Origin of the sequence: Duganella sp. LjRoot269 (genome assembly GCF_964254095.1) — a bacterium.
Lineage (GTDB): Bacteria > Pseudomonadota > Gammaproteobacteria > Burkholderiales > Burkholderiaceae_D > Rugamonas > Rugamonas hordei.
Genome location: NZ_CAXUSL020000001.1, coordinates 4,833,138 through 4,847,420, shown reverse-complemented (window position 1 = coordinate 4,847,420; position 14,283 = coordinate 4,833,138). Strand labels below are relative to the sequence as shown.

The window sequence follows — 14,283 nt, the reverse complement described above, 5'->3', positions numbered from 1 at the left end:
CCACCTCACAAAACCTGGAGACCATGATGAAATACGCAGTCCCACCCGCACCCGTCTACAGCCTGGCCATCGCCGGCAGCGAGGAACGCTTCCCGGTCAACCGCATCTTCTGCGTCGGCCGCAACTACGCGGCCCATGCGCGCGAAATGGGCCGCGATCCGGACCGCGAAAAGCCGTTCTTCTTCATGAAGCCGGCCAACGCCGCCGTGCCGGCCGGCGCCGCCGAAGTGGCGATTCCGTATCCGCCCAAGACCAGCAACTTCCACCACGAGATCGAACTGGTGGCCGTCGTCGGCAAGGGCGGAGCCAATATCCCGGTCGGCCAGGCGCTGGAGCATGTGTATGGCTACGCCGTCGGCCTGGACATGACCCGCCGCGATATCCAGCTCGATGCGCGCGACAAGGGCCGCCCATGGGAGTTCGGCAAGTCCTTCGCCCGGTCGGCGCCGATCGGCGCCATCTCCACGGTGGCGCAGGTCGGCCACCTGGAGCAGGGCCGCATCTCGGTCACCGTCAATGGCCAGCCGCGCCAGGGTTCCGACATCTCCATGCTGATCTGGTCGGTGGCCGAATCGATCGCCTACCTGTCCGAGTACGAGACGCTCGAGCCGGGCGACGTCATCATGACCGGCACGCCGGAAGGCGTGAACAGCGTGGTGGCGGGCGACGTGATGTTCGGCGAAGTGGCCGGCCTGGCGCCCATCACGGTGCGCGTCGAGGAAGCCTGATCATGGCCGCCGTGTTCCCCATCAAGCCCGTATGGGACCAGCCGGGATCGAGCCGCATCCCGTTCTGGGCCTACACCGACGAGTCGCTCTACAAACGCGAACTGGAACGCCTGTTCTACCAGGGCCACTGGTGCTACGTCGGCCTGGAGGCGGAGATACCCAACCCTGGCGATTACAAGCGCTCGGTGATCGGCGAGCGTTCCGTGATCCTGACCCGCGCCGCCGACGGCAGCGTGAACGTGGTGGAGAACGTATGCGCACACCGCGGCATGCAGTTCTGTCGCGAGCGCCACGGCAACAAGAAGGAATTCGTCTGCCCTTACCACCAGTGGAGCTACACCCTCAAGGGCGACCTGCAGGGCGTGCCGTTCCGGCGCGGCGTCAAGCAGGACGGCAAGGTCAACGGCGGCATGCCGAAGGAGTTCGATACCGCCGACCATGGCCTGAACCAACTCAAGGTGGCGGTGCGCGGCGGCGTGGTGTTCGCCTCGTTCGACCACGAAGTGGAATCGCTGGAAGACTTCCTCGGCCCCGACATGTGCGCTTACTTCGACCGCCTGTTCAACGGCCGCAAGCTGACCATCCTGGGCTATAACCGCCAGCGCATTCCCGGCAACTGGAAGCTGATGCAGGAGAACATCAAGGACCCTTACCATCCGGGCCTGCTGCACACCTGGTTCGTCACCTACGGCCTGTGGCGCGCCGATAACAAGTCCGAGCTGAAGATGGACGCGCACTACCGCCACGCCGCCATGATCTCGACCCGCAGCCAGCAGGCCGCGACCAGCGAGGTGACGGCCGGCGTCACCAGCTTCAAGGCCGGCATGGAAGTGAACGACAAGCGCCTGCTCGACATCGTGCCGGAGGCATGGTGGAAGGGACCGACCGCCGTGATGATGACCGTGTTCCCCAGCGTGATCTTCCAGCAGCAGGTGAACAGCGTCTCCACCCGCCACATCCAGCCCAACGGCAAAGGCTCGTTCGATTTCGTCTGGACCCATTTCGGCTTCGAGGACGACACGCCGGAGATGACCGAGCGCCGCCTGATCCAGGCCAACCTGTTCGGCCCCGCCGGTTTCGTGTCGGCCGACGACGGCGAGGTGATCGAGCTGTCGCAGAACGGCTTCGAGCAAAAGCCCAATCACCGCACGGTGGCGGAACTGGGCGGCTACGGCGCCGGGAACACCGACCACATGGTCACCGAGACCCTGATACGCGGCATGTACGACTACTGGCGAAAGGTGATGGAAGTATGAGCGCGATAGACATCGACACCTTCCTGGCGCTGAACCGCCTGTACGCCGAGTATGCGGCGGCGGTCGACAACGGCGACTGGGGCAAATGGATAGACCTGTTCGTCGACGACTGCGACTACCGCGTGCAGCCGCGCGAGAACCACGAGCGCGGCTTCCCGCTGGCCACACTGGCGTTGCTGAGCAAGGGCATGCTGCGCGACCGCGCCTACGGCATAAAGGAGACGCTGTTCCACGATCCCTACTACCAGCGCCACGTCACCGGCACGCCGCTGGTGGAACAGGTGGAGGACGGCGTGATCGTGGCGCAGGCCAACTACGCCGTGTTCCGCACCAAGCTGTCGCAGGAGAGCACGGTGTTCAACGTGGGCCGCTACCTGGACCGCATCCGCGTCACGCCGCAGGGGCTGCGCTTCGAGCAGCGCCACTGCATCTACGACACCGAGATGATCGCCAATTCGCTGATCTATCCAATCTGAGGAGACCACCATGGCAAACAACTGGATCGACGCGGCCGCCGAGGCGGACGTGCCGGAGGACGACGTCACGTCGGTGGCGGCTGGCGGCACCGAGCTGGCGCTGTACAGCGTGGAAGGGCAGGTCTACGCGACCGCCAACCTCTGCACCCACGGCAATGCGCGGCTGTGCGACGGCTTCCTCGACGGCCACGAGATCGAATGCCCTCTGCACCAGGGGAAGTTCGATATCCGCGACGGGCGCGCCAGCTGCGAGCCCGCCACCGAGGCGGTGCGCACCTATCCCGTCAAGATAGAAAACGGCCGGGTCTACGTAGATCTGGGCTGATCAAATAAAAAACAGGAGACAGAAATGAACAAAAAATACATCGCCGCAGGTATCGCCATGTTGCTGACGAGCGCCGCACAAGCCCAGATCAAGATCGGCTTCTCGGCGCCGCTGTCAGGCCCGGTGGCCGTGGTCGGCCAGGACCAGTACGACGGCTTCATGCTGGCGCTGGAACAGGGCGGCGGCAAGCTTGGCGGCCTGGCCGTCACGGTGCTGAAGGAAGACGACCAGCTCAAGCCGGAAGTGGGCAACCAGATCGTGCGCAAGTTCATCGACAAGGAACACGTCAACGCCATCGTCGGCCTGGGCTTCTCCAACGTCATGATGGGCAGCCACAAGCTGATCGCCGATGCCGGAACGGTGGCCATCGCCACCAATGCGGGACCGTCGCCGGTGGCCGGCGCCTCCTGCGCTGCGAATGTATTTTCCATCGCCTGGCAGAACGACGGCTCGGCCGAGAGCATGGGCAAGTTCATGCAGGAGAAGGGCTACAAGCGGGTCTACCTGATGGCGCCCAACTACCAGGCCGGCAAGGATATGCTGCTGGGCTTCAAGCGCTACTTCAAGGGTGAGATCGTCGACGAGGTCTACACCCAGGTCGGCCAGACGGATTATTCGGCCGAGATCGCGCAGCTGCAGTCGGCCAAGCCGGAGGCGGTGTTCGCCTTCTACCCGGGCGGCATGGGCGTCAACTACATCCGCCAGCTGAGCCAGGCCGGCATGCTGGCCAAGCTGCCCAACTATTCGGTCTTCACGGTGGACGGCACCACCATGCCGGCGCTGCGCGAGGCCGCCGTCGGCACCACCTTCGGCGCCATGTGGGACGCGGCGCTGGACACGCCGGAAAACCGCGCCTTCGTCAACGCCTTCAACGCCAGGTACAAGCGCCTGCCGAGCGAATACGCCGCCACCGGCTACGACGCGGCCCGCCTGCTGGACACGGCGCTGCGCAAGGCCGGCGCCCAGGCCGGCGACAAGCGCGCGCTGGCCGTCGCGGTGAAGGCGGCCGGCTCCGAATTCAAGTCGGTGCGCGGCCCGTTCCGCTTCAACAAGAACAACATGCCGGTGCAAAACTACTACGCCTTCCAGGTCGCCAGCGAAACGGGCAAGCCTGTGGTCAAGCTGCTGGGTACCCCGCTGACGGCCCATGCCGACAGCTACCAGTCCAAATGCAGCCTGCCTTGAGGTAGAACGGCATGACCATCCAACTGCTACTGACGCAGCTGCTGAACGGGCTGCAGTACGGCGTGCTGCTGTTCCTGCTGGCCGCCGGCCTGACGCTGGTGTTCGGCATCATGAGCTTCGTGAACCTGGCACACGGCTCGCTCTACATGCTGGGCGCCTATTTCGCGGCCACCGCTTACCAGCATACCGGTTCCTTCGGACTGGCGCTGCTGGCCGCCATCGCCGGCTGCGTGGCGCTGGGCTTCGCGCTGGAACGCGCCGCGATCTCGCGGCTGTATGGACGCGATCACCTGGACCATGTGCTGGCCACCTTCGGCCTGGTGCTGTTCTTTAACGAAGCCGCGCGCATGATCTGGGGCCCGCAGCCTTACTTCCTGCCGCTGCCGGGATTTTTGGAAAGCACCGTCGACCTGCTCGGCATCAGCTACCCCAGCTACCGCTTCGCGATCATCGTGGTCGGGCTGGCGGTGGCGGTCGGCGCCCATCTGCTGATGCACAAGACGCGGCTGGGCATGCTGATCCGCGCCGGTTCGGTCAATCCCTCCATGGTGTCGGCGCTGGGCGTTGACATCAGGCTGCTCAACGCGGTGCTGTTCTCGCTGGGCGCGGCGCTGGCGGGGCTGGCCGGCGTGATGGCCAGTCCCATCATGTCGATCCAGACCGGCATGGGCGAGCCGGTGCTGATCACCGCGCTGGTGGTGATCGTCATCGGCGGCATCGGATCGGTCAGCGGCGCGTTTTATGCGGCGCTGATCGTCGGCACCGCCGACACGCTGGGCCGCGCCTTCCTGCCCACGCTGCTGCGCGAACTGGCCAGCCGCGACGTCGCCAACGCCGCCGGACCGGCGCTGGCATCGATGCTGGTGTATCTGCTGATGGCCCTGGTGCTGGCATTGCGCCCGCAGGGCCTGTTCCCCACCGAGAGGACCCGATGAATCCACTTATTTCAATGCGTTCCGTGCGCCAGCCGGCCACGCTGGTGCCCGTGCTGCTGCTGGGCGCCCTGGCGCTGGTGCCCTGGGCCGCCGGCATCGCCGACCAGCCGTTCTACGTGGTCTTCTTTGCCCGCATCCTGATCTACGCCGTCGCCGCCAGTGCGCTGAACCTGGCGCTGGGCTTCGGTGGCCTGGTCAGTCTCGGCCACGCGCTGTTCCTCGGCATCGGCGCCTACAGCGTGGCGATCCCCGCGTATCACGGCATCGACAATGGCTGGCTGCACCTGGCGGTGTGCGTGGTGTCCTGCGGCCTGGTCGGGCTGCTGACGGGCGCCATCAGCCTGCGCACCACCGGCATCGGCTTCATCATGATCACGCTGGCGTTTGCGCAGATGGGGTATTTCGTCTTTGTCAGCCTGAAGCAGTACGGCGGCGACGACGGCACGCCGATCGGCGCCACCAGCCGTTTCTTCGGCCAGGACCTGGGCCAGCCGCTGGTCGCCTACACCGTGGCCTTCGTTGTACTGTGCCTGGTGATCTGGTGGTCGGCGCGGCTGCGGGTGGCTCCGTTCGGCATGGTGCTGCGCGGCGCGCGCCGGAATCCGCGTCGCATCAACGCGATCGGCCTGCGCGGCAAGCGCTATCAGCTGGCGGCCTATGTGATGTCGGCGGTGCTGTGCGGCGTGGCCGGCATGCTGCTGGCTAACCTGACCGCGTTCGCATCGCCCGCCACGCTGAGCTGGATGGTTTCCGGCGACCTGATCGTGATGATCGTGCTGGGCGGCCTGGGTAGCGTGTTCGGTCCCTTGCTGGGCGCGGTGGTGTTCATGGGTGCCGAGGAGCTGCTGAAGATGGCCACCGAATCCTGGGCCGCGATCTTCGGCCTGGCGATCTTCCTGGTCGCGCTGCTGCGCACCGCCGGCCTGGTGGGCCTGCTGGAGAAGCTGGCGCCGCGCAAGACGGCAGCGGTGCTCGCGCCGGCCCCGGTGCCTGTCCACGCCGTGGAGGAGCACGCATGAGCATCCTGAGAACCGAAGCGCTGGTCAAGCGCTACGGCGGCATTCTGGTCACCGATTCGGTGTCGATCGATATCCGCCCCGGCGAACTGCACGCCATCATCGGTCCCAATGGCGCCGGCAAGACCACGCTGATCAACCAGCTGTCCGGCGAGCTGGCCTCCGACGAGGGCAAGGTCTGGTACGACGGCGAGGATGTGACCGGCCTGCCGATTCACATGCGGGCGCGGCGCGGCCTGCTGCGCTCCTACCAGATCACCTCCATTTTCGAGGACTTCACTGTGCGCGAGAACGCCGTGCTGGCGGCAGTGGGCGCGCGCGAACACGGCTGGCGCTTCTGGCAGCCGATGATGTCGCGCTCCGCGCAAGTGGAAGTTGCGGATGCGGCGCTGCGCGACTGCGGCCTGGCGCCGCTGGCGCAAGCGCCGGCCGCCGATCTCGGATACGGCGAGCGCCGCCAGCTGGAACTGGCGATGGCGCTGGCGGCCCAGCCCAAGTTCCTGCTGCTCGACGAGCCCATGGCCGGGATGAGCGTGCAGGAATCGGCGGCGGTGGTGGCCATGCTGGCCCGCCTCAAGGGCCGCTATTCGATCCTGCTGATCGAGCACGACATGGACGCGGTGTTCGCGCTGGCCGACCGCATCACGGCCCTGGTCTACGGCAAGGTGCTGTTCAGCGGCACGCCGGACGAGATCCGCAACCACCCGGAGGTACGCGCCGTGTACCTCGGTGAAGAGGAGGGCGAGGCATGACGAATTTACTGGAAGTGCGCGACGTGCACGCATCGTACGGCCACGCGCAGGCGCTGTTCGGCGTCAGCTTCGACGTGCGGGCCGGCGAGGTGGTGACGCTGCTGGGCCGCAACGGCATGGGGCGTTCCACCACCATCAAATGCCTGTTCGGCATGCTGCCGTTGAAGTCCGGCGCCATCTCGTTCGGCGACAAGCCGCTGACCAGCCTGGCGTCGCACCACATCGCGCGGCTGGGACTGGGGCTGGTGCCGGAAGGGCGGCAGGTGTTCGCCAACCTGTCGGTGGAAGAGAACCTGGTAGCCACCGCGCGCATGCCGCGCCACAGGCACCTCAGCCTGCAGCCGTGGGACCTGGAACGGGTCTACCGCTTCTTCCCGCGCCTGAAGGAGCGGCGCGGCAACCACGGCTGGCAGCTGTCCGGCGGCGAGCAGCAGATGCTGGCCATCGGCCGCGCGCTGATGACCAACCCGCAACTGCTGGTGCTGGACGAGGCCACCGAAGGCCTGGCACCCATCATCCGCGCTGAGATATGGGCCGCGCTGGCGGCGCTGAAGACGGAGGGCTTGTCGCAGATCGTCATCGACAAGAACGTCGGCGCCTTGCTCAAGTTCGCCGACCGCCATTTCGTGCTGGAGAAGGGCAAGGTGGTCTGGCAGGGCAGTTCGGACGCGCTGCGCGCCGAGCCGCACATCGTTCAACAATACATGGGAGTGTCCTGATGCAGGAAAGCGCAACGCAGCTGGTGCTGCACAACTATTTTCGCAGTTCCTCCGCCTACCGCGTCCGCATCGCGCTGGGCCTGAAAGGGCTGCCGTACGAGTACCTGTCGGTGCACCTGAACCGCAACGGCGGCGAGCAGTTCCAACACGTCTTCAGCGCCCGCAATCCGCAGCAGCTGGTGCCGGTGCTGAGCGACGGCGTGTTGGACATCGGTCAGTCGCTGGCCATCATCGAATACCTGGATGAAGCCTGGCCGGCGACACCGCTGCTGCCGGCCACGCCGGGCGAGCGCGCCCGCGTGCGGCAATTGGCTCTTTCCATGGCCTGCGACATCCACCCGCTCAACAACCTGCGCGTGCTGAAGTACCTCACCGGAGCCATGGGCCTGGACGAGACGGCGAAGAACGCCTGGATCAGCCACTGGCACGGCATCGGCCTGGCCGCGCTGGAAGCGGATCTGGTCCGCGACGAGCAGCGCGGCCGCTACTGCGTCGGCGACACGCCGACCATGGCCGACTGCTGCCTGGTGCCGCAGCTGTTCGCGGCGCGCCGCTTCGGCATGGACCTGACGCCATTCCCGACCTTGCTGGCCATCGACGCGGCCTGCCAGGAACTGCCGGCGTTCCAGCTGGCGCAACCGGCGCGCCAGCCCGACAGCGAATAAACCGTTTCACCCCGCAGCATCTCACATAAAAAACCTGGAGACATAGTAATGAAGAAGACAGCACTCGGTGGCGCCATCGCAATGATCGGCTGCCTGGCCTGCCACGCCGCCACGGCGCAGAGCAACGTGACGATCTACGGTATCGTGGACAGCGGCGTGGTCTACACCAACAACGCCAACGCGGCCGGCAACTCCGCCGTCAAGGTGCCCAGCCTGACCAGCAGCTTCCCCTCGCGCCTCGGCTTCCGTGGCACGGAAGACCTGGGCGATGGCTTGCAGGCCGTGTTTGTACTGGAAAGCGGCATCGGCATGGACACCGGCACCATGGGGCAGGGCAACCGCCTGTTCGGTCGCCAGGCCAACGTCGGCCTGAAGGGCAGCTACGGCACTCTGACCTTGGGCCGGCAGAACAACATGACCTTCCTGGCGACGCTCAAGTCGGACGTGCTGGGACCCAACCTGTTCAGCATCTCCAGCATCGACCCCTACATCCCGAACGCGCGCAGCGACAATGCCATCGGTTACCTCGGCACGTTCTCGGACTTCACCGTGGGGGCCACCTACAGCTTCGGCCGCGATGCCTCCAGCGCCGGCGGGCCGGCCGCCACCAACTGCCCCGGCGAAGTGGCGGGCAACGCCAAGGCCTGCCGTCAAGTGACGGCCCTGGCGGGCTATAACACCGCGCGGTTCGGCATCACCACCAGCTACGACATCATGTACGGCAACACCGGCGCGGCTGCGGGGCTGACCACCAGCGACAGCAGCGACCGGCGCACCACCCTGAACGGCTACGCGATGGCCGGCGAGGTACGCATCGGCGCCGGCATCATGGCGCGCAAGAAGAAGGCGGCCACGCGCGCCAACGACCTCGAATCCAACCTGATTTACGTGGGAGCCAGCTATCCGCTGCTGCCTTTGCTGACGCTGGACGGGCAGGTGGCGCGCCACGACGTCAAGGACAGCGGCAACGACTCCACGCTGGTGGCGCTGCGACTGACCTATTTCCTGTCCAAGCGCACCGCGGTCTACAGCTCGATCGGCCGCATGAAGAACGCCGGCCAGGCCGCCATCGCGCTCGACGCGGGCGGCACCGTGGGGACGGGGCTGAACCAGTCGGGCGTCTCGGCCGGCATCCGCCATTCGTTCTGAGGAGGGGTGATCATGCGTACGTATTTATTCAAATTCATTCTTGCAGTGCTGGTGATGTCGGCAGGTTTCAGCGCCACGGCGGCCGATCAGCAGGCGTCGAAAGAGGAGGCGGTAGCTCTCGTCAAGAAGGCCGTCGGCTATGTACGAAAAAACGGCAAGGACAAGGCGCTGGCCGAATTCAGCCGGCCGCAGAGCCAGTTCGTTGACCGCGAACTGTACGTCGCCGCATTGGACCTGAACGGCGTGGTACTGGCCCACGGCGCCAATCCCAAGTTGATCGGCAAGACCCTGCTCGACATCAAGGACGTCAACGGCAAGGCCTTCGTGCGCGAGCAGATCGAACTGGCCAAGACCCAAGGCAGCGGCTGGGTTGAATTCGAGTGGGTCAATCCGGTCAGTCAGAAGATGGAGCACCGCTACACCTATCTGGAACGGATCGACGACTATTTCGTCTTGAGCGGCGTGTACAAAAAATAGATCGCCGATCTGTATTTCATGATTTGCCGAGTCCAGCCCTAGCGGCAACAGCTGCTGGACTTCCGGCGCGCCTCCGGATAGGCCAGCACGCGGCGTATCGCATCGACCGGCACGTGATACGTCTGCATATAGGCCCATGCCACAGCGGAACCTTGCGAGTTCGCCAGCCAGATGCCGTGCTCCACCGCGGAACTGATGGTTTTGTTGGTGCGCTGATCGCCGTTCATGCTCAATTCCCATGCTTAAAAGGGAAACGTTAATACAAAACAAAAAAATTCTGCGCGGCATTGCGTGGGCAGGCCGGCTTTCTCACGTCCTTGCATTCGCTCGAACTGGTTGATACAAAGAAATACAAATTGTATTTAGAATATTTTAGTTTCTTAAAAAGTATTCTGATAGAATAGTCTCATTGCAATAAATTTTGACGAATTTCAACAAAATCCGTTCTCAAACACCCAGTTCGACAGGAGTGCCATCGTCGAGCTGTCGTCGGCCCCAAAATCGCCGGCAGTTTCCCCGCCACTTACTGTCAATACTGGAGATTGCGTCATGCGCATCAAATCTATTCTGTTGTCCCTGTCCGCCGTCGCCGCCCTGAGCGCTGGCGTCGCCCACGCGTCCGCCAACCTGGTCACCAACGGCAATTTCGAGTCGACCACCAACGGCAGCAACAAGCAGCTTTCCTCCACCGTCACCAACGACGCCAACCGCACCACGCTGACCGGCTGGACCAGCAGCAATGGCAACGACGGCGGCTACAACTTTGTGCTGGACAGCAGCATCGCCAACACCTACAACTCGGCCATCTGGCTGAAGAGCCAAGGCAACGGCTACAGCGCCTCGGCCGACGGCGTCAACGTGTTCGCCTCCGACGCCTTGTATTACCCGGGCACGCTGTCGCAGACCATCAACGGCTTGTCGGTCGGCAGCGCCTACACGCTGAAGTTCGACTACGCGCTGGCGCAGCAGGTAGGTTTCGATGGCGCCAACAACAGCAACTCCTGGCTGGTCGGCTTCGGCGGCGCCAGCCAGAACACCAGCGCGCTGAGCATTGCCGACGGCGGCTTCAGCGGCTGGAAAACCGCGACCATGAGCTTCACCGCGACCAGCGTCAGCCAGGCGCTGTCGTTCCTGGCCCAAGGCGGTGCGCCGGGCGCGCCACCGTTCCTGCTGCTGGACGGCGTGTCGCTGACGGCGGCCGTGCCTGAGCCATCGACCTGGGGCATGGTGCTCGGCGGCCTGGGCCTGGTGGCATGGCTGGCGCGCCGCCGCGCACGGTCGGCCTGAAGTCCCTTTCCCATTCTTGAACTAGCGGTTTGCAAGTTGGCACGGATTCTGCATGTCCATGCCATGCCAGAGGTCACGCCCGCCGTCCGCCTCCCGGCGCTTAGCTGCGGTGCAGGAATTCCATGCAGTGGTGCGCGCGATCGCCAAAGCGATCGTTAATAGGGCGTTTTGAACGTATTGTCCCGGTTCGGCTGGCAGGCGAGCACGCCTTTAACTACTGTCAGGAATCGCTATGGAGCACTCCGTTGTAACGCCTCGTCCCATCCGGCATGCGCCGGGCCAGCAGAACGACCCGGCAGGATGGGCCTGCGGCGTGGGCGCGCACGGCCTTGACCTCGCGTTCACGGCAGGTGCCGATCCCGTCGACGAGCTGGCGGGCCTGGGCCGCTGGTCGATGGTGCGCCAGACCTCGCAGATGCGCCTGTCGGCGGTTGCCTTGCAGTTGCTCGGCGTTGGGGCCGGCGACGCGGGCGAGCGCTGGGCGGCCAAGGTGGTGGCCGAGGATACGGCCTTGCTGGCTGAAACGCTGTCGGCCATCAGCCGGCACGGCAGCGCTGAAACCTGCGAGTTCCGCGTTATCGAGGACGAACAGGGGATACGCTGGCTGCGCCTGCAGGCGCTGGCGGCGGCGGAGCGGCCGGTCGCCACCGGCATGCTGACCGACATCACCGGCGCCAAGCGCGCCGCCATGCGCGAGCGCTTCAACTTCGCGCTGACCCGTTACCTGATCGGCACCGACACCTTCGACGAGGCGGTCTACAAGATCATCCACCTGGTGTGCGAGGAACTGGGCTGGGACTGGGGCGCGTTCTGGGCGCTGGAACACAGCGGCGCGGACGAGGTGCTGCGCTGCCGGCATGTCTGGCACACGGCCGACCGCGACTATGCGCAATTTCGCGCCGCGGCGACGGCGCTGGCGGTCAGGCCGGGCGAGGGCCTGGTCGGCGAGACCTGGCTGGAGGGCCGGGCGCAATGGGTCGACGCCAGCGCCACGCACGCCGACATGGCGCGGGTGCAGGCGGCGCAGCGCTGCGGCCTGCAATCGGGCTTCTTCTTCCCGGTGACCTATGTCGCCGCCGACGGCGCCCTGCATTGCGCCGGCGTGCTGGAATTTTTCAGCGTCGCGCCGCGTCAGCGCGAGGCGCAGCTGCCGGGCCTGGCCGAATCGATCAGCGCGCTGATCGCCCAGACCGCCCAGCGCATGATCCAGCAGGAGCGGGTGCGGGTGCTGGCCCAGACCGATGAAATGACGGGCCTGATCAATCGCGCCCACTTTCATGAACTGCTGGACGCCGCCTGCGAGCAGGGCAGTCCGTTCGGCCTGTTGTACATCGACCTCGACCAATTCAAGCCCATCAACGACGGCTTCGGGCACGCCGCCGGCAATGTGGTGCTGTGCCAGTTCGCCGACCGGCTGCGTGGCCTGGCGCCCGCCGGTGCGGTGGTGGCGCGGCTGGGCGGCGACGAGTTCGCACTGATGGCGCCGGCCGGCCTCGGCGAGTCCGCGCTCGACGAGCTGGCCGGGGCCGTGCTGGCGGCGGCGCGCACGCGCTTCAATTACATGGGCCACGAACTGTCGGTATCGGCCAGCATCGGCGTCGGCCTGTTCCCGCAGCACGCCCGCGACACGGCGCGCCTGCTGCACGCGGCCGACGTGGCGATGTACGTCAGCAAGCGCAACGGCCGCAACCTGGTCAGTTACTTCGGCAGCGAAAACGATATGCAGCAAGGCGCCGTGGCGGCCCAGCTGCTGATGCTGTCGGCGCTGCAGGATGCGCTGCAGCGGGATGAATTCTTCCTCGAATACCAGCCGATATGCGACACGCAGGACATGCGGGTGGTGGCGCTGGAGGCGCTGATCCGCTGGCGGAAAGCCGACGGCAGCGTGGTGCCGCCGGACCAGTTCATCCCCGTGGCCGAACAAAGCCGGCTGATCGTGCTGATCGGGCGCTGGGTCATCGAGCAGGTGTGCCGCGACCTGCCGCTGCTGCAGGCGTCGGGCATGCCGCAGATCCGGGTGCACGTCAACATGGCCGCGCCGGAATTTCTCGACAGCGAACTGCCGCGCGAGCTGATGGCGATCACCGCCGCCGCCGGCATCGCGCCGGACCGGATCTGCCTGGAGCTGACCGAGGGCGTCATCATGCAGCGCATCGAAAAAGCGCTGCCTATCATGACCGAACTGGTGCGCCTCGGCTTCGAGATCGGCCTGGACGATTTCGGCATGGGCTATTCGTCGCTGTCGCTGCTGAAGGCCTTGCCGATCAGTTCGCTCAAGATCGACCGCCTGTTCCTGCGCGGCGTGCCGCACGAGTCCAACGATTGCGCCATCGTGCGTTCCATCATCGACCTGGGCCGCAACATGAAGCTGCGCGTGGTTGCCGAGGGCGTGGAAACCGATGCCCACCTCGGCTTCCTGCGGCAATTTGGCTGCGCGCTGGTGCAGGGCTACCTGCCGGGACGGCCGGTGCGGCTGGCGCCGTTTCTCGCTTCGATGCCTGAAGCCGCGATCGGCGGCCGGCACGCCGCGCGCTAATTGACCGCGTGGTAGCCGGCGTCGACGTAGATGGTCTGGCCGGTCATGCCGCTGGCCCCGTCGCCGGCCAGGAAGGCGGCCAGCCGGCCGATCTCGTCCAGCGTCACCAGCCGCCGCAACGGCGAGCGTTCGCGCGCGCGCTGCATCAGCGCGTCGAACTGTTCCAGCCCCGTGGCCGCGCGCGTGGGCACCGGGCCCGGCGACACGGCGCTGACGCGGATGCCTTGCGGCCCCAGTTCCAGCGCCAGATAGCGCACCAGCGACTCCAGCGCCGCCTTGACCGGGCCCATGACGCCGTAGTGCGGCACCGCTTCGTCGGCGCCCAGGTAGCTCATCGTCAGCAGGCTGCCGCCGCGCTGGCGCAGGTGCGGTTCGCAATGGCGGGCCAGTTCGGCGAACGAGTGGCAGGAGATCTGCATCGCGCGCAGGAAGCCGGCGCTGCTGCTGTCGGTGACGCGGCCGTGCAGGTCGTCGGCCGGCGCCCAGGCCACCGAGTGGATCGCGAAATCCAGGCCGCCCAGCTGGGACGCGGCCTGCCGCACCAGCGCGGCGAGGTCGCCGGGCCGTTCGACGTCGCAGGTCAGCAGCGGCGCGCCGATGGCGGCCGCCACCGGTCCGGCGTAGGGAACGGCGGCGTCGCCGGCGCAGCTCAACACCAGCCGCGCGCCCAGTGCGGCGGCCGCCGCGGCGCAGCCGCTGGCGATGCTGTGCTGGTTCGCGACACCGATGATCAGGCCGCGTTTTCCTTCCAGCGAGAACGGCGAGGGCAGGGACATG

General features: G+C 66.0%; 16 protein-coding genes. 14 read left to right on the top strand and 2 right to left on the bottom strand.

Annotation, left to right across the window (positions count from 1 at the left end; translation table 11 throughout):
• The first annotated feature begins 26 nt into the window (after positions 1–26).
• From ACSQ3S_RS21645 to ACSQ3S_RS21590, 12 genes are read left to right on the top strand one after another with little or no spacing between them, the layout of a single operon-like run.
• On the top strand, positions 27–728 hold the full coding sequence (locus tag ACSQ3S_RS21645) for a fumarylacetoacetate hydrolase family protein (protein WP_436143726.1): 702 nt from the start codon (positions 27–29) through the stop codon (positions 726–728).
• 2 nt (positions 729–730) lie between these two features.
• Positions 731–1,984 (top strand): aromatic ring-hydroxylating dioxygenase subunit alpha, encoded by a 1,254-nt coding sequence (locus tag ACSQ3S_RS21640; protein WP_436143725.1) that lies wholly within the window; start codon positions 731–733, stop codon positions 1,982–1,984.
• Positions 1,981–2,460, top strand: coding sequence for an aromatic-ring-hydroxylating dioxygenase subunit beta (locus tag ACSQ3S_RS21635; protein WP_436143724.1), 480 nt, complete (start codon positions 1,981–1,983; stop codon positions 2,458–2,460). Before ACSQ3S_RS21640 ends, ACSQ3S_RS21635 begins: the two co-directional genes overlap by 4 nt.
• A 10-nt stretch (positions 2,461–2,470) precedes the next feature.
• Positions 2,471–2,785 carry a non-heme iron oxygenase ferredoxin subunit gene (locus ACSQ3S_RS21630; protein WP_436143723.1) on the top strand — a complete coding sequence of 105 codons (315 nt, stop codon included), beginning with the start codon at positions 2,471–2,473 and terminating at the stop codon, positions 2,783–2,785.
• 24 nt (positions 2,786–2,809) lie between these two features.
• Positions 2,810–3,970: an ABC transporter substrate-binding protein gene (locus ACSQ3S_RS21625; RefSeq protein ID WP_436143722.1), complete on the top strand. Its 1,161-nt coding sequence runs from the start codon at positions 2,810–2,812 to the stop codon at positions 3,968–3,970.
• Positions 3,971–3,981: 11 nt separating this feature from the next.
• Positions 3,982–4,905: a branched-chain amino acid ABC transporter permease gene (locus ACSQ3S_RS21620; protein ID WP_436143721.1), complete on the top strand. Its 924-nt coding sequence runs from the start codon at positions 3,982–3,984 to the stop codon at positions 4,903–4,905.
• Positions 4,902–5,924, top strand: a complete 1,023-nt coding sequence (locus tag ACSQ3S_RS21615) for a branched-chain amino acid ABC transporter permease (RefSeq protein WP_436143720.1) — start codon at positions 4,902–4,904, stop codon at positions 5,922–5,924. The genes ACSQ3S_RS21620 and ACSQ3S_RS21615 overlap by 4 nt, the downstream gene beginning before the upstream one ends.
• Positions 5,921–6,673: an ABC transporter ATP-binding protein gene (locus ACSQ3S_RS21610; RefSeq protein ID WP_436143719.1), complete on the top strand. Its 753-nt coding sequence runs from the start codon at positions 5,921–5,923 to the stop codon at positions 6,671–6,673. Before ACSQ3S_RS21615 ends, ACSQ3S_RS21610 begins: the two co-directional genes overlap by 4 nt.
• Positions 6,670–7,392: an ABC transporter ATP-binding protein gene (locus tag ACSQ3S_RS21605; protein ID WP_436143718.1), complete on the top strand. Its 723-nt coding sequence runs from the start codon at positions 6,670–6,672 to the stop codon at positions 7,390–7,392. Before ACSQ3S_RS21610 ends, ACSQ3S_RS21605 begins: the two co-directional genes overlap by 4 nt.
• A complete protein-coding gene (gene maiA / locus ACSQ3S_RS21600; RefSeq protein WP_436143717.1) occupies positions 7,392–8,057 on the top strand; it encodes a maleylacetoacetate isomerase in 666 nt (221 codons plus the stop codon). Before ACSQ3S_RS21605 ends, maiA begins: the two co-directional genes overlap by 1 nt.
• Positions 8,058–8,105: 48 nt before the next feature.
• Positions 8,106–9,206, top strand: a complete 1,101-nt coding sequence (locus ACSQ3S_RS21595) for a porin (RefSeq protein ID WP_436143716.1) — start codon at positions 8,106–8,108, stop codon at positions 9,204–9,206.
• Between the two features lie 12 nt (positions 9,207–9,218).
• Positions 9,219–9,683 (top strand): cache domain-containing protein, encoded by a 465-nt coding sequence (locus tag ACSQ3S_RS21590; protein WP_436143715.1) that lies wholly within the window; start codon positions 9,219–9,221, stop codon positions 9,681–9,683.
• Between the two features lie 38 nt (positions 9,684–9,721).
• Here ACSQ3S_RS21590 and ACSQ3S_RS21585 read toward each other — a convergent pair whose 3' ends face one another.
• On the bottom strand, positions 9,722–9,910 hold the full coding sequence (locus ACSQ3S_RS21585) for a hypothetical protein (protein ID WP_436143714.1): 189 nt from the start codon (positions 9,908–9,910) through the stop codon (positions 9,722–9,724).
• A gap of 322 nt (positions 9,911–10,232) precedes the next feature.
• Between ACSQ3S_RS21585 and ACSQ3S_RS21580 the strand changes: the two genes are divergently transcribed.
• Positions 10,233–10,970: a PEP-CTERM sorting domain-containing protein gene (locus ACSQ3S_RS21580; protein ID WP_436143713.1), complete on the top strand. Its 738-nt coding sequence runs from the start codon at positions 10,233–10,235 to the stop codon at positions 10,968–10,970.
• Between the two features lie 232 nt (positions 10,971–11,202).
• Positions 11,203–13,506 (top strand): putative bifunctional diguanylate cyclase/phosphodiesterase, encoded by a 2,304-nt coding sequence (locus tag ACSQ3S_RS21575; RefSeq protein ID WP_436143712.1) that lies wholly within the window; start codon positions 11,203–11,205, stop codon positions 13,504–13,506.
• On the opposite strand, the gene fabI is transcribed toward ACSQ3S_RS21575, so the two are convergent.
• Positions 13,503–14,282: an enoyl-ACP reductase FabI gene (gene fabI, locus ACSQ3S_RS21570; RefSeq protein WP_436143711.1), complete on the bottom strand. Its 780-nt coding sequence runs from the start codon at positions 14,280–14,282 to the stop codon at positions 13,503–13,505. The genes ACSQ3S_RS21575 and fabI overlap by 4 nt on opposite strands.
• Between the last annotated feature and the right edge of the window lies 1 nt (position 14,283).